Genomic DNA, 14,860 nt, shown 5'->3' with positions numbered 1-14,860 from the left:
CTCTAGAGTCAGACACTAGAGATAGACTCTAGTTACTTGAGGGGAAGCGATGAGTGAGACTCGGACGGCTGGGGAGCTAGACCAAGAGGCGTCTGTGCGCCGCGTGTTGGAGGACTTCTACCGGGACGGCAAGCCGCCGTGGGACAGCGGCATCACGCCGCCCGAACTGGTGGCCTTGATAGAGGGGTCCGGTGCGCTGAGGACGGGCAGGGTGCTCGAACTCGGCTGCGGCACCGGGACTAACGCGGTGTACCTGGCGCAGCACGGCTGGCGGGTGACGGCCGTCGACCTGGTCGACCGCGCGGTCCAGCAGGCGAGGAAGAAGGCCGTCGCGGCCGGAGCGGACGTCACGGTGCTGTGCGGGGACGCCACCCGGCTCGACGAGGTGGGCGTGCCCGGCCCGTACGACCTGTTCTTCGACCTGAGCTGCTACTGCGGGATCCCCCCGCACCGCCGCGACGCCTACGCCGCCGGCCTCACCAAGCGTGCAGCTCCTGGTGCACGCTTGCTGATGTTCGGGTACGGGCCCGGGGCGTTTGACGACTCGTGGTCCGGCGTCACCGCGGACGAACTCAGCGCCAGGTTCGCTGGGTGGCAGCTGGCCGACGTGACGCCCGGCACGAATCCGGTCCCGACGTTCTGGTTCACGCTGCACCGAGCCGCCGAGGCGTAGCTCAGTTGTCCCGCCTTCTTGGAGCTTGCCGCCTCGCGACGGCCTGGCCTGGGGAGATGGACAGTCGGGTGAGGCGCCGAAGCCCGGTCGTCTCACTTGGCGTTGTCGGTCAGCCGCGTTTTCGGTGCTGGCGCCTACCGACGGCGATGCACTGACCTGGCATGTCTCACCTGACCTTGTCCCTGAGTCAACCGGACAAGGTCAGGTGAGACGGAGGCACGGTCTCGTGAGACGGGACATGAGCTCAGTCGCACCCGGGCAGCTTCAGGCCGCGGACGTCGCGCGCGGTCGTTCTCATAAACGTTCATCTGTGAAAGTTCTGCGAGAGCCCCCGCGGTGATCACGTTTCCGCAGGTCGCCGCTCGCAAAAGTCCTCTCGAAACCGGCATGTTGTGCGAGGTACTTCTCAGGGAATTCCCAGGTGGATCTCACGCCCAATCGGGCCGCATTGGCGGTAGAACTGCCCGAACTGTGACGCGCCCGCTGGCTCCGCCTGCCGCACCCGTGGCGGGAGGACCGCCGCGATGTACCACACCTTCCCGCTTCGTCCTCGTCCCCGCGCTCCGCGAGGAACTCGAAGTCCCCGTCCCCGCCGACCGCCACCCCTGCCGCGCCTGGAATCAGGGCCCGGCGCTCGCCGTCGTCCCCGCGCCCCGCACCGAGCGCCCTGCTGGCATCGGGTGCGCCAGGATACTGCGCGCTTACCAGCCCGACGCGGCGGTCAGCTACGGCTACCCCAGGAAACTGCCCGCCAGCGCGGTAACCGCACCGCGGCTGGGGACGGTCAACTGCCATCCCTCCGACCTGCCCGCCTACCGGGGCCCGAACCCGGTCGGCTGGGCAGTGCGCAACGGAGAACGCGAGATCGGCGTGACCTGGCACCGGCTGGACACCGGGGCCGTACCGGCCCACACCCGCATTCCCCTGGACCACTCGCTGTGGTCCTTCACCGGCGTCAACTTCCTCGTACTCGAAACGGCTACGGCGATGTTGCCGGACGTCCTCGGCCGGCTGGCCCTCGGCGAGAAGGCGAACCGCAGTCCGCGGGCACCGGCAGCTGGGCCGGCTTCTTCAAGAAGGACTACGCCACCGTCGACTGGTCGGCACCAGCCACCCACATCCACACCCAGGTACGGGCATGGAACATCGCCGGCCACCACCCCCGGTGCGAAGGACCGATCGCGGTGATCGACGGAACACGCTGGCGCCTGCGCCGTACCACACTGGATCAACCCCGGCAGGCACCGGACGCAGGATCGCCTGCGGCGCCGGCGACCTGTGGGTACTGGCCGCCGACCCCCTCGCTGAACCAGGCGGCTACCGCACCGACACCGACCCCAACCGGTCCCTGTCCGTACGGCAGGGCATGCCGGTGGCCGCTCGCGGAAATGGTCACTTCCACGAAACCGCGAGCGCCACCGAAACGGCGCCTGGTGCAACCCTGATGCCAGCGTCTCGGCTCTGTACTACCGACGGGCATCACATCCCTGCTCCTTGAGCTGGCGCCAGGAGTGCCGCGGATACGCCGCCCTGACTCCGGATCGAGGCGGTCAGGATCTCAGAACAGCGACTGGCGAGGCTGGTTGGAACGGCGCCGCTGTCAGGCGGTCGGCCCAGTGTGGAGTCGCCGCGCGTCTCGCGAGCGTGTACGAAGCGCGCTGAGGAAGATCACTGCTCCAGCGACGAGCCAAGAACTGAGGCCCCAGAGCCGTACTCACGAACGGTAAGAGCGAGCAGCATCCGCTGACAAGAACACCGAAGGCCGAGACCAGAGCGTTGATGCGGTCAGTCACATGGACATCATCAACGATGACCTCGGCCGACGGAAGTGATCCAAACGAACCGGCCTAGCCCTCCCGGTGTTCCCGCAGCAGCCGCTGGATCTCGGCCAGCGTCTCCCGGTCGGGACCGCCCCGGCCGCCGCCCGTGAGGGCGTCCAGGCGTTCGGCGGTGCGGAAGTCGTAGGCGCGCTCCTCCTCCTGCCCCGGTACGGCGGCGTACGTCTCCTGGTCCGCGAAGCCGACGACGACGTCGACGACCTTGGCGAGGATCCAGGTCAGTACGAAGGAGAACGCGGCCACGGCGAGGATGGCGACGATCTGCTTCCAGAGCAGGGTGCCGCCGCCCCCGTAGAAGAGGCCCTCCTTGCCGCTGACCGCGGAGGTGGCGAAGAGACCGACCATGATCAGGCCGACCAGGCCGCCCGCACCGTGCACGCCGACCACGTCCAGGGTGTCGTCGACGTTGAGCCGGTACTTGAGGGTGACGGCGAAGGCGCAGACCACGCCGGCGACGAGCCCGGTCACCAGCGCGCCGCTGGGGTCGATCTCCCCGCAGGCGGGGGTGATGGCCACCATGCCGGCCACCGCCGCCGAGCCCACGCCCATCATGGTGACCCGCCGGGTGCGCCAGTACTCCACCAGCGGCCAGGTGACCATCGCGCCGGCCGCGCCGAGCTGGGTGTTGATGAACGCCGTGGCGGCGGTGCCCGTGTCGCGGACGGCGGACCCGGCGTTGAAGGCCAGCCAGCCGAACCAGAGCAGAGCCACGCCGATCATGACCAGGGGGATGTTGTTGGGCGTCGGCTCCTTGCGCCGGAAGTCCGCCGGGCCCCTGATGACCACCGCGACGGCCAGCCCGGCGATGCCCGAGTTGAGTTCCACCGGCAGGCCCCCGGCGAAGTCCAGCGCGCCCAGGTGCTTGGTGATCCAGCCGTGCTCGGTGTCGAAGACCCAGTGCGCGATCGGCACGTACACGATCAGCAGCCACAGCACCGAGAAGACCAGCCAGCCACGCATCGTGACCCGGCCGGCGATCGAGCCGCTGATCAGCGCCACCGTGACGATGGCGAAGCCCATCTGGAAGGTGGTGTACACATAGGTCGGGATGGACCCGGTCAGGGTGGTCGGTCCGATACCGCGCAGAAAGGCGTGGTCGAGGTTGCCGATGAGGCCGACACCGCCGACGTCCGGGCCGAAGGCGAGCGAGTACCCGACGATGAACCAGAGGATGGTGACGAAGCACAGCGAGGCGAAGCTCATCTTGAGCATTACCAGGATGTGCTTGGTGCGGACCATGCCGCCGTAGAAGAAGGCGAGGGCGGGGGTCATCAGCAGCACCATGGCCGCCGCGGCGAGCATCCAGGCGGTGTCGCCGGAGTTGTAGGCGGGCGGCATGGGGGCGGGCGCGGTGATCACGGGCACGGTCTCCTGAGCGGGGGCGGCGGGACTACGGTTTACGCAGGTCGGGCGCGGGGTGACCGGTGAGCAGCCGGCGTACGGCGTCCCAGGCGGCGCGGACGGCCTCGGTGACCCGGGGCCCCTCGTGCCCGAGGATCCGCACCCAGGCCCCGCAGTCGTCCGGGAGCACGCTCGCCCCGTGCAGCACCTCACGGCCGGTCAGGGACTCGTGCAGGGCGTCGGCGATCTCGGCGGCGGGGCGCCGTCCGCTCACCACGAACAGGGAGGCGACGTGGTCGTGCCCGGCGAAGACGCCCGGGCCGTCCACCCCGCCCGGCCGCCGGGGGGTGAGCCGCAGCGTGTCCACCGCGAGCAGGGTCCCGTCGGGCCGACGGATCTCCAGGTCGCTGGTCAGCACGGTGTAGGCGTGCCGTTCCCCGCGGGCGATCCGGCCGGCGGTGACCGCCTCCCCGTAGACGACGGTGGCGTCTACGTCGACGGTGAGCACGACGTTCTGGTGGAAGCGCGACCCCCGGAAGGGGATGAGCGGGTCGGGCAGGTACTCGACGTACGCGCCCTCGGCGGCGGTCAGCCGGACCAGCTGCGTCGCGTAGTCCTGCTCCATCCGGTAGACCTTCGTGGCCGCCTGCGTGGTGAACAGCGCCTGGGTGTGCGGGCCGCACCGGAAGTCCTGGCGGTAGCGGTCGGCCTGGGCGACACCGCCGCCCGTCGCCATCACGTAGGTGAAGGCCATGCCGGGCAGCGCCGGGTCGACGTGGAGCGGGCGCATGATCTCCAGGGGCGTCTTCTGGTACCGCTCGACCAGTTCGGTGCGCTCCCCGCGGCGGACGAAGCCGAGGTCCAGGACGCCGACCTTGGCCGGCGAACCGGGGCCCAGCGTCTCGGGCGCGGCGGAGTACGCCGCCACCTCCGGAGGGATCCGGTCGGGCTCGTAGTACTCCGGCGCCAGCCGGTCGCGAACGGCCGGCACGTCAGATCAGGACCTTGCGCCGGGACTCCAGGAAGGCGAGGACCTCGTCGACGCCCTTGCCGGTCAGGCAGTCGGTGAGCACCACCGGGCCGTCGCCGCGCACCTTGTGGGCGTCGGACTCCATGACGCCGAGGTCGGTCCGCACATACTGGGCGATGTCGATCTTGTTGATGACCAGCAGGTCGGAGTCGGTGATGCCCGGCCCCCGCTTGCGCGGCATCTTCTCGCCCTCGGCGGTGTCCAGGACGAAGACGAACACGTCGACCAGGGCCGGGCTGAAGGTGAGCGTCAGGTTGTCGCCGCCGCTCTCGTAGAGGAGCACGTCGACGTCGGGGTGGCGTTCCAGCATCTCCGCGCCCGCCGCCAGGTTCATCGTCGGGTCGTCGCGCACGGCGGTGTGCGGGCAGGCGCCCGTCTCGACGCCGACCACGCGGTCGCCGTCGAGCACTCCGTCGAGGGTGCGGCGGACGTGCTGGGCGTCCTCCTGGGTGTAGATGTCGTTGGTGACGACGGCGGGCCGGCGGCCCCGCTCGACGAGGACCGGCACGAGGGCCTCGATGAGCGCGGTCTTCCCCGATCCGACGGGTCCGCCGATCCCCACGCGCAGTACGTTGTCCTTCACTTCTCTTCCTCTTCTCCTGGTCTGGCCCGCCGGGCGTCGCGGCCGGCGGGTGGGTCGGATGCGTGATCAGCTCGCGAACAGCCGTGCCGGAGCCCGCTCGTGACGGGCCGACATGATGTCCACCGCGAACGTGGTGGCACCGAGGTCGTCGAGCCCTCGGTCCAGGGCCGCGCGGGTGGTCTCCTCGATCACCGGTGCAGCCTGTCGCAGCAGGACCTGGGCCAGCCGGTGGTCGGTCAGCCGCAGCCGCAGCGCCGCTCCGGCGAAGCTGACGCAGAACGCGAACAGGTCGGCGGCGACGGCCTGCCGCACGGGCACCCCGGTCGCCGCGTACACCACGCCCGCGGCGACGGCCTGGGTGCCCGGTGCCCGGCGCTCGGTCACCACTCGGTGGTAGTGGGCGACGCCGGGCGCGCCGAAGACCTCGGCCGCGAGGTCCAGCAACTGACGTCCGGTCCGCGTCGCCGCTTGCCGCATCTCACGGCCCAGCTTGGTGGCGTGCAGCCGGTGATCCGTTGCCGTCACCGTGTCCCAGTCGTCGGCCGCGGCGGCCCGGTGGGCCAGGGCCAGCGCGGTGGCGTCGGCCGGGCCGACCCCGTGCCTGAGGACGTCGTGGAGCAGTACGGCCAGACCGCCGGGGCCGACCGCGCCCTGCTGCGCGAAACCCTCCAGGCCGTGGGACAGCGTGTAGAAACCGCTGGGGAACGCCGAGTCCGTCAGTTGCAGGCTGACGAGGAGGTGGTCCAGGACGGTGGCGGGGGCCACCGCCGCGTCCGCGCCACCCGTCCCGCCGTCCTCGGCCGCCTCGGCCGTCTCCGTCGTCTCGTCGCGGTACATGGGCTTCAGGCCAGGAAGAACAGCTGGTTGAGGGGCAGCTTCTGGGCCGGTTCGATGGTCGCGACCTTGCCGTCCACCGTGACCTTGTACGTCTCCGGGTCGACCTCGATCGTGGGCAGCACGTCGTTGCGGATCATGTTGTGCTTGCCGATCGTGCGGGTCTTGCGCACCGGCAGCACCCTGCGCTGCAGGCCCAGCTTCTCCGGCACCCCGGCCGCGATGCCGGCCTGGGACATGAAGGTGACGTGGGTCGACTGCATGGCCTTGCCGTACTGGGCGAACATGGGCCGGTAGTAGACGGGCTGCGGGGTCGGCAGCGAGGCGTTCGGGTCGCCCATCTGCGCCCAGGAGACGATGCCCCCCTTGATGACCATCTTGGGCTTGGCACCGAAGGAGTGCATGGGCCACAGCACGATGTCCGCGAGCTTGCCGGCCTCCAGCGACCCCATGTGGTCCGAGATGCCGCTGGCGATGGCCGGGTTGATGGTCACCTTGGCCAGGTAGCGCAGGACGCGCTGGTTGTCGTTGCGCTCGGAGTCCTCGGGCAGCGGGCCGAAGGCCTCCTTGCAGACGTGCGCGATCTGGAAGGCGCGGGTGACCGACTCCCCGACGCGGCCCATGGCCTGCGAGTCGGACGAGATCATGCTGATGATGCCCCGGTCGTGCAGGACGGTCTCGGCGGCGATGGTCTCCGCCCGCACCCGGCTGTCGGCGAAGGCGACGTCCTCGGGGATGTCGTGGCTGAGGTGGTGGCAGACCATCACCATGTCGAGCAGCTCGTCCACGGAGTTCTTGGTGTACGGCAGTGTCGGGTTCGTCGACGAGGGGAGGACGTTGGGCTCGCCGGTGACCCGCAGGATGTCGGGAGCGTGGCCGCCGCCCGCGCCCTCGCTGTGGAAGGTGTGGATCGTACGGCCGTCGATCGCCGACCGGGTGTCCTCGAAGAAGCCGCCCTCGTTGAGGGTGTCGGTGTGGATGGCGACCTGGACGTCGTGGCGGTCGGCGACGGCCAGCGCGTTGTCGATGACGGCCGGGGTGGAGCCCCAGTCCTCGTGGACCTTGAGCGCGGCGGCGCCCGCCTCGATCTGCTCGTCCAGCGCCGCGGGCAGGCTGCCGTTGCCCTTGCCCATGATGCCGAGGTTGACCGGCAGATCCTCGGCTGCCTCCAGGAAGCGGGCGATGTTGTACGGACCGGGCGTGCAGGTCGTGCCGTTGGTCCCGTCCGTTGGCCCGGTGCCGCCCCCGAAGAGGGTGGTGATGCCATTGCTGAGTGCCTGCTCGCACTGCTGGGGCGAGATCAGGTGCACGTGCGAGTCCATCGCGCCCGCGGTGGCGATCAGGTGCTCACCGGCGATGACCTCGGTGCCGGGGCCGATGACGAGCCGGGGGTCAACGGCGTCCTGGGTCTGCGGGTTGCCGGCCTTGCCGATCCCCGCGATGAACCCGTCCTTGACGCCGATGTCGCACTTGACCACACCGATCACCGGGTCCAGGACCACGGCGTTGGTGATGACCAGGTCGAGGGCGCCCTGCGCGGAGGTGGCCTGCGGGTTCGATGCCATGCCGTCACGCATGGTCTTGCCGCCGCCGTAGACCACCTCGTCGCCGTACGAGCCCTCGCGGACGTCCTTCTCGACCTCGACGACGAGGTTGGTGTCGGCCAGCCGGAACCGGTCGCCCACCGTGGGGCCGAACAGGTCGGCGTACTGCTTGCGGGAGAGGGTCGGCATGTCAGTTGGATCCCTTCTTCTTGGACTTCTTGGCGCCGCCCTTGTCCGGCCCGTCCTTCTCGCGCCGGTCTGCCTCGCCGCCCGCGCCCCGGAACCCCTGCCGCAGGGCCCTGCTCACCGCCTCCACGCGGGCGGGGTGCGACTTGACGCTGCCGTTGAGGAGGCCGCTGAAGCCGGTGAGGCGCCCGGTGCCGGCGTAGGCACACAGCTCGACCTCGCGGCTGCCGCCGGGCTCGAAGCGGACGGACGTGCCGGCGGCGATGTTGAGGTGCATGCCGAGGGCGACCTCGCGGTCGAACTCCAGGGCGGAGTTCGCCTCGAAGAAGTGGTAGTCCGAACCGACCTGGACGGCCCGGTCGCCGGTGTTGCTGACCGAAACCTTGACGGTCCGCCGGCCGGCGTTGATCTCGATGGGCTCGTCGCCGTACTGGTAGCGGGGAGGGAGTGTCATCGAAGGCTCCTGCTGGATGGGAGGACGTGGGGGACGGAGGAGGCGGCGGGTGCGGCGGGTGCGGCGGCCGGGACACCGAGCACGTCGCTGGCGGATCCACCGTCCGCCGGGCCGTGCTGGGAGTGACCGTGGTCGTGACCGCCGGGGCCGTGGCTGTGCCCGTGGCCGTCCGGACCGTGGCTGTGGGAGTGCCCGTGGCCGTGGGTCGCGGTGAGGGCCCGGGGCAGGCCGTCGTCGCCGTGCCGGTCGCGCCGGTGCCAGGCGTCGCCGACGCGCGCGTCGAGGACGCCCGCCGTCGCGGACGCCGTCAGGAGCGGACCGCCGGGCTCGCAGTGCGCGGAGTCCGGCAAGTGCGGCGTCGCCCAGGCGGCCGGGAGCAGAACGACACGCTCCGCCCCGAGGGCCCGGCAGCGCCGTACGCCCTCGGCCGGGTCCGGGTCGCCCCCGGTGAGGGCCACCTCGACCGTGCGGTGCCGGCCGTACTGCCGCACCAGGCGCGCGACGCGGAACAGGTCCGCGTCGGCGAACGGGTCGCCGGAGGGCGCGGTGACCAGGAGCGCCCGATCCTCCTGCACCCGTGTGGCCGCCGCCCTGAGCCAGCCGATCAGGTGCTCCGCGGTCCCGAACGGCTCGGCCAGCACGGTCCCCGTACGCTCCTTTGGGGTCAGGCCGAGCAGGGTGCGGGCGGCGTCGGCGACCAGCTCCGGATCGCGGCCCAGTGTCATCGGCACCACGCACACGGGCTCCCCGCGGGCCCGCGACGCACGGACGCGGCGGAACAGTTCACGGCCGCCGGACACGCAGGAGACCCCGGGGCCCAGCAGGTCCCGCAGGGCGTGTCCGCCGTCGCTCTCGTGGCCGCAGACGGCGACCACCGTGCCTGCGCGCACGGTTCAGCCGCCGACCGGGTCGTGGCAGGAGACGAGCTTGTTGCCGTCGTCGAAGGTGGCCTCCACCTGGAGCAGCGTCAGCATCTCCCGTACGCCGGGCATGGTCTGCTCCTCGCCGACCACCTGCCGGCCCAGTTCCATGCAGTCGGCGACGGTCTTGCCGTCCCGGGCGGCTTCCAGGATGGCCTCGGTGATGAGCGCCACCGACTCGCTGTAGTTGAGCTTCAGGCCGCGCTCCCGGCGTTTGCGGGCCAGGTCCGCGACGACGTAGACCAGAAGCTTGTCGATCTCTCGGGGGGCCAGGTTCATGGGACTGCCTTCCTCGGTGACGCGGGGTGCGTGACGCGGTCGTGGGCGGGACGGGGTCTCAGGAGCCGTCGGCGCGCAGGGTGATGCGGGACAGGACGGGCACGGCCGCCAGCAGCACCCAGGTGGCGATGTTGAACGGCCAGGTGAAGGTGTGGCTGCCGAAGGACTCGAACAGCACCGACAGGGAGGCCGTCAGGGCGGTGGTGGCGGCGGCGGCCAGCACCGTGTAGGCGAAGTTCCAGCCGGTGGGGCGCAGCAGGACGACGCCGAACGCGAGGCTCGTCAGGACCGCGTTGTAGCCGTAGATACCCTCGCCGATCAGTGCGGCCGGGGCGCCGAGCGCCCATGCGGTGAGGATCCCGACGACGCTGCCCAGCACGGCGAACAGCCCCACACGCCACCCGGCCAGGAAGAGTCCGGCCAGCATGATCAGGCCGACGTACCAGGTCTCGACGAAGAAGATCTGGGAGACGTTGGAGAAGAAGCCGTGCCACAGGTCCGTCCAGCTGACGTAGGGGCTCTTGGGGGTGGCGGGGGTGACGGCGGACTCGGGCGGCCCATGCCATACCCGCTCGAAGGAGGGTGCGCCCAGCACCATCACGAGAGAGACCAGGCAGAACGGCCCGGTGAACGCCTTGAGTCCGAACGGGCGCAGCAGGTTGCCGAGGGCGGCGGTGACCAGGGTGCACGTCACGGCCGCGCACACGGCCATGACGTAGGTCGAGGGGTGGTTGCCGAGATACACCACCATGGCGATGCCACCGAGCACGCCGCAGTAGGTCATCAGCCCCTGGGTCAGGGAGTCGTGCGAGACCGCCAGCAGCCGCGCCGTCAGCGTGGAGACCACTGCGCCGATGGTGGCGAACAGGCCGATCTCCCAGCCCGCCACCCACAGGGCGACGAGGATGACGAGCGAACACCACACGCTCGCCTGGAAGTCGACCTGCCCCACGCCCCGCAGGGCACCGAGCGCCGTCCCCTTCCAGTGTTCCGCAGCCGACCGCGGCGGGGGCGACCCGGCGGCGCCGTGCTCGATCGGCTGCGAGGCCACGCTGACTCCTTCGCGGAGGGCTGAAGGCCCTGACGGGTCGTCGACTGGTCGGTGACAGCTGACGTCCAATCGCACGAGGTCGCATGATCGAATGCCAGCTAGTGTGACGATATGCATTTTTTTGGCGATATGCACCTCCACCCTCACCCGGACACCACGACCGGCACGCGGTGGCCCGTGGTCGCCGCGGTGGCGGTCGGCGGCGCGGCCGGCGCCCTCCTGCGCTACGGGGCCTCCCGCCTGTGGCGCAACGGCAGCGACGCCGCGCTGCTGTGGCGGACGGGCGAGGCCGCGTTCCCCGTGACGACCCTGCTGATCAACGTGGTGGGGTGCTTCCTGATGGGCGGGCTCACCATCGCGCTCAAGGAGCGCTTCACCGGCGCCCCGCGCCTGCTGAATCCCCTGCTCGGCACCGGCGTCCTCGGCGGCTTCACCACGTTCTCCTCCTACACCGACGACACCCGTCGGCTGTTCGAGAACTCCCAGCCGGGCTACGCCGTGACGAACCTGCTGGTGACGGTGGCGGGCTGTCTGACGGCGGTGGTCCTGGGTGTGGTCGTCGCACGACTGGCCCTGGTGCGCCGCCGGTCCTCGGGGGCCGGAGAGGCGGGCGGGTCCTGATGGAGTGGCTGCTGGTGCTGGCGGGCGGCGCGGTCGGCGCGCCGGCCCGCTATCTGATCGGTGCGGCGGCGAAGGAGCACCTGCGGGGCCCCTTCCACTGGGGCACGTTCCTCGCCAACATGGCCGCCTCCCTGATCCTGGGCTTCCTGGTCCAGGCGGGTACCGAGGGGGCGCTCGGCCAGACCGGTCAGGCGCTGCTGTCCACGGGCTTCTGCGGCGCCCTGTCCACCTGGTCGACGTTCTCCAACGAGGTCCACTCCATGGCGAGTGCCCGGCGGATCGCCGGAGCCGCGGGCTATGTGTTCGTGACGGTGGCCCTGGGTCTGGGGCTGTCCTTCGCGGGCATGGCGGTCCCCCAGGCTCTGTGGTGAGCACGGCCTCCTGGTCGCCGCCCTCGCGGCCTTCCTACCGCCCGCCGGGCCCGCGCAGACGGCGGTGCGGGTGGCTGGCTGGCCGGGGCGGGGCTGTCCTGGGCCGCCGCCATGTCGGGGTGGCTGTCGAGACCGTACGCACCCGAGGAACGGGGCAGTCGCGGCCGCATTCCGCGCGGTCGCGACGTTCGCGCGGACGCAGCTCGGCGCCGGGGAACAGTCCGGGGCCGGTGGCACCGCGCGGGACACCGGGGACGGTTGCCTCGTCGCCGGGCGGAAGGCCTACGTGGCCGTGCACAGCGCGGGGCGGCGCTCGACAACGCCCGCGGGGGCGGAAGTACCGCGTCAGGGCCCGCGCCCCGGCGGATGACGCTCCACGCGCGCATGACACAGCTCGACGCCCTGCTCGACACGGCGCACAACGCGGCGGAACGGCGCGGTGCCCCGCTGCCGCTCCGCAAGAGCCTGACCTCCCGGTCGCCGTCCGGATCGGGCTCGCGTCGCGGTCGGCACCGCACTGGGCTCCGTACTCGCCCTCCTGCACCTGGCGTGGGTGGACGTGGGCGCGGACCGGGGCGCTGGAGGGCAGTCCCGGGCAGCGGCCCGCCCAGCGTGGTGTACGCGGCGGTATCGAACGCCGTGACGGCGACGGGGCGGCCGTGCGGGGGCGCCTCCCTGATGGCCACGACGATGCTGACCGCCTGTCAGGGAGAGGACACGGACGACAGTGGCACATCACCGGTGCCACAGCTCCGGTCCCGGCCGCCAAGGGGAAGTCCGACGGCGGCCAGAACGCCCACGGCGCTGTTCTCCGGCAAGCTCCGCTGCATGGCTCCGGATACTCCCTCACCGGCCGGTCGAGGACGGCGTCGCCGTCACCATCGACGAAGAGCACAACTGATCGCGGAGCGCCGCTCGCCCCTGGCCGTTCAGGGACCCGCCGCCGTCCCGGACTTCTCCGGTGTTCCTTCGCCGTCCGCCCCGTCGCCGCCGGTACCGCTCTCCAGAATGGAGACGATGGAGAACAGCGAGAAGCAGATGGCACCGAGCCCGACCAGGACGCGGGCCGCCACGATGACCGCGGCGTCGGCGGATTCGAAGAGGAAGGCCGCGAGGAAGAGGCAGAGCAGGGCGGTGCCGACCGGTATCAGCGGAACCCGGTTCGCCAGAGGAGCGGTCCGCCGCCAGACGAGGGCCAGCAGGAGCACCTTGCTGAGGATGCTCCAGCAGATGAGTCCCAGCCCGATCACGACGAATCCGGCGGAGAGTTGGGGGGACCGGGTGTGCACGGCGATGACGATCAGGCCCCACACGATGCCGACGCCTCCGAGGAACGCCGCGGTGCCGGGCCACAGGGCGCGTTCGCGGGGCGTGTACGTGTTCTGGATCTGCCGCAGGATGCTTGCCACCAGACCGATCAGGCAGGTGCACACGAGTGCGAGACCGCCCATCACGTGTCCTGCCGTGAAGCGGTCGTTCGCGGCCCCGCCGCCTCCGCCGGCCAGCAGGGTGAAGGCCCAGACCCAGGTGGCCAGGGCCGCGACGGCGGGCACCGCCAGCAGGGCCCGCACCGCCGTCGGTCCGAACGGTGCGGGCCGGCGCGCCGCTGACCCCTCGGGCAACGCCGAGTTCTCGGTGATCAGCAGGAATCGGGTGGAACTCGTGGCCACGCACGAGACGCATACGCAGATCATCGCCACGCCGAAGATCACGTGCCCGGCGATGAAGTCGGGTGGCGGGCGAGGACCGGCCGCGATCAGCCAGAGTCCGTATCCCGTGGTGAAACCGCTGACCGCGAAGCCGAAGAACGGGTACAGCCAGCGGTCCAGCGTCGTGTAACGGCCGATGAGCTGCCTGATGATCGTCGCCGCGGTGGCGAAGAGGCAGAGGCAGATGGCGGCCAGGAAGACCAGGACCAGTCCCGCGACTCGCGCACTCGGCCCCGGGGCGTGGGAGAGAACGTATCCCCCCAGCGCGGCCGACACAGCTCCCACGAGCAGCGGTATGGCACGGAACAGCACGCTGATTCGGTAGTCCATGTGAGCTCCGGGGGATGCGGCACTTCGCACCATGGTCACGCCGCACGAGCCCTCCCGCCACGTGAGCGTGCTCCGTTGGCAACGGTTCCTCAGGTCCCTTGGGGGGCGCGGTGAGGTGATCGTCGAGTGTGCCGCCGGCACGGTGCAGTCGGCATACCGGTATCCGCGTGCCGCATCGCACGTTCCGTATTGCACGCGTGGTCGTTGGCCGGTTCTCACGGGGTTGTGAGTGGCCGGATAGTATGCGCTTCAATCACCCGGGTCGCTGTGAGGCGTGGTGGGGTGGCGGTGGGGAGGGGGGCGGCGTGGCCGGTGGGCAGGTGGCGTTCGGTGCCTTGCTGCGGGAGTTGCGGCTGGCGGCGTCGTTGACGATCGAGGGTCTGGCGGAGACGTCCGGTGTGAGTGTGCGGGGTATCGGGGATCTGGAGCGGGGCCGGCGGGCGGCGCCGCAGCGGCGGACGGTGGCGGCTCTGGCGGACGGTCTGGGTCTGGGTGAGGCGGAACGCGAACGGCTGCTGGCCACCGCGCGGACCGGGCGGGCCCCGGGTCACTCCCCCACGGCGGTGCGGTCCTTTCCTCAGCGCATCGCTTGCCGTGCAGGCACGGCTGGCCGTGGTGAGCGTGGAGTACCGCCTGGCACCGGAACACCCCTCCCCCGCCGGACCCGACGACTGCGAAGCGGCCGCCCGGTGGCTGGTGGACCACGCCGCAGCCGAGTTCGGCCCCCAGCTCGCAACACAGGGGACCACGTCTGCGTCGACGGTGTGGAACTTCCGGAGACCTGAGCAGACACTGCGCAAGAGAGACCGCAGGTCCGTAAGAACCCCGCTGGATCACGACGTGGGAACCGCAGCGCTGACCGGCGCGAACGACGCGGCCTGCGTCCGCCGACTCCCGGCCTCCGCGCCGCGTCGATGCCCGACCCACTGCGTTCCGGGCCCACCGCCATGTCGACCGTCGCCGCCCCGACCCTGAATCGTCGCGGCGACGCACTGGCGCGTTGTCACTGGTCGCACCCGACGAGGGCACACCCCGTACCGCGGCCGCCGTGACGGCGCCGCGCAGGGCGAGTCCGGCGCGATCTCGCGGGCCGCGG

15 protein-coding genes and 1 pseudogene are annotated in these 14,860 nt (G+C 71.1%); 6 read left to right on the top strand and 10 right to left on the bottom strand.

Annotated features, from left to right (window positions below; translation table 11 throughout):
* Window positions 1-94 precede the first annotated feature (94 nt).
* Both BZZ08_RS02620 and BZZ08_RS39280 read left to right on the top strand, forming a co-directional pair.
* Entirely contained in the window at window positions 95-673 is a 579-nt protein-coding gene (locus BZZ08_RS02620; protein WP_198601238.1) for a class I SAM-dependent methyltransferase, read from the top strand.
* 387 nt (window positions 674-1,060) lie between these two features.
* Window positions 1,061-1,861, top strand: coding sequence for a formyltransferase family protein (locus tag BZZ08_RS39280; protein ID WP_104630475.1), 801 nt, complete (start codon window positions 1,061-1,063; stop codon window positions 1,859-1,861).
* 659 nt (window positions 1,862-2,520) lie between these two features.
* Here the strand turns inward: BZZ08_RS39280 and BZZ08_RS02610 are convergent.
* The 9 genes from BZZ08_RS02610 to BZZ08_RS02570 form a co-directional block, all read right to left on the bottom strand.
* Window positions 2,521-3,870, bottom strand: coding sequence for an ammonium transporter (locus BZZ08_RS02610; protein WP_104630474.1), 1,350 nt, complete (start codon window positions 3,868-3,870; stop codon window positions 2,521-2,523).
* A gap of 31 nt (window positions 3,871-3,901) precedes the next feature.
* Window positions 3,902-4,843, bottom strand: coding sequence for an urease accessory protein UreD (locus BZZ08_RS02605; protein ID WP_104630473.1), 942 nt, complete (start codon window positions 4,841-4,843; stop codon window positions 3,902-3,904).
* A 1-nt stretch (window position 4,844) separates the two neighbouring features.
* Entirely contained in the window at window positions 4,845-5,465 is a 621-nt protein-coding gene (gene ureG, locus BZZ08_RS02600) for an urease accessory protein UreG (RefSeq protein ID WP_104630472.1), read from the bottom strand.
* A gap of 66 nt (window positions 5,466-5,531) precedes the next feature.
* Window positions 5,532-6,302: an urease accessory protein UreF gene (locus tag BZZ08_RS02595; RefSeq protein ID WP_104630471.1), complete on the bottom strand. Its 771-nt coding sequence runs from the start codon at window positions 6,300-6,302 to the stop codon at window positions 5,532-5,534.
* Between the two features lie 5 nt (window positions 6,303-6,307).
* Window positions 6,308-8,032 (bottom strand): urease subunit alpha, encoded by a 1,725-nt coding sequence (gene ureC, locus BZZ08_RS02590; RefSeq protein WP_104630470.1) that lies wholly within the window; start codon window positions 8,030-8,032, stop codon window positions 6,308-6,310.
* A gap of 1 nt (window position 8,033) precedes the next feature.
* Window positions 8,034-8,483, bottom strand: a complete 450-nt coding sequence (locus BZZ08_RS02585) for an urease subunit beta (RefSeq protein ID WP_104630469.1) — start codon at window positions 8,481-8,483, stop codon at window positions 8,034-8,036.
* The gene (locus tag BZZ08_RS02580) at window positions 8,480-9,373 is read right to left on the bottom strand and encodes a sirohydrochlorin chelatase (RefSeq protein WP_241965340.1); all 894 of its coding nucleotides are present in this window, start codon (window positions 9,371-9,373) and stop codon (window positions 8,480-8,482) included. Before BZZ08_RS02580 ends, BZZ08_RS02585 begins: the two co-directional genes overlap by 4 nt.
* A 3-nt stretch (window positions 9,374-9,376) precedes the next feature.
* The gene (locus BZZ08_RS02575) at window positions 9,377-9,682 is read right to left on the bottom strand and encodes an urease subunit gamma (protein ID WP_104630468.1); all 306 of its coding nucleotides are present in this window, start codon (window positions 9,680-9,682) and stop codon (window positions 9,377-9,379) included.
* 58 nt (window positions 9,683-9,740) lie between these two features.
* Window positions 9,741-10,733, bottom strand: a complete 993-nt coding sequence (locus tag BZZ08_RS02570; protein WP_241965339.1) for an urea transporter — start codon at window positions 10,731-10,733, stop codon at window positions 9,741-9,743.
* 129 nt (window positions 10,734-10,862) lie between these two features.
* On the opposite strand from BZZ08_RS02570, the gene BZZ08_RS02565 reads away from it, so the two are divergent.
* Together BZZ08_RS02565 and BZZ08_RS02560 are read left to right on the top strand one after the other, a co-directional pair.
* Window positions 10,863-11,354 carry a fluoride efflux transporter FluC gene (locus tag BZZ08_RS02565; protein WP_104630467.1) on the top strand — a complete coding sequence of 164 codons (492 nt, stop codon included), beginning with the start codon at window positions 10,863-10,865 and terminating at the stop codon, window positions 11,352-11,354.
* Entirely contained in the window at window positions 11,351-11,725 is a 375-nt protein-coding gene (locus tag BZZ08_RS02560; protein ID WP_104630601.1) for a fluoride efflux transporter FluC, read from the top strand. Before BZZ08_RS02565 ends, BZZ08_RS02560 begins: the two co-directional genes overlap by 4 nt.
* A 929-nt stretch (window positions 11,726-12,654) precedes the next feature.
* Here the strand turns inward: BZZ08_RS02560 and BZZ08_RS02555 are convergent.
* On the bottom strand, window positions 12,655-13,764 hold the full coding sequence (locus BZZ08_RS02555) for a DUF2776 family protein (protein ID WP_104630466.1): 1,110 nt from the start codon (window positions 13,762-13,764) through the stop codon (window positions 12,655-12,657).
* Between the two features lie 242 nt (window positions 13,765-14,006).
* Between BZZ08_RS02555 and BZZ08_RS02550 the strand changes: the two are divergent.
* Window positions 14,007-14,219: pseudogene (locus BZZ08_RS02550) on the top strand (helix-turn-helix domain-containing protein); the annotation flags it as partial.
* Window positions 14,167-14,739, top strand: coding sequence for an alpha/beta hydrolase fold domain-containing protein (locus BZZ08_RS40020; protein ID WP_446750227.1), 573 nt, complete (start codon window positions 14,167-14,169; stop codon window positions 14,737-14,739). The pseudogene BZZ08_RS02550 and the gene BZZ08_RS40020, both read left to right, overlap by 53 nt.
* Window positions 14,740-14,860 lie beyond the last annotated feature (121 nt).

This window comes from Streptomyces sp. MH60 (genome assembly GCF_002939385.1).
Lineage (GTDB): Bacteria > Actinomycetota > Actinomycetes > Streptomycetales > Streptomycetaceae > Streptomyces.
This window is presented reverse-complemented; position numbering and strand designations above follow the sequence as displayed.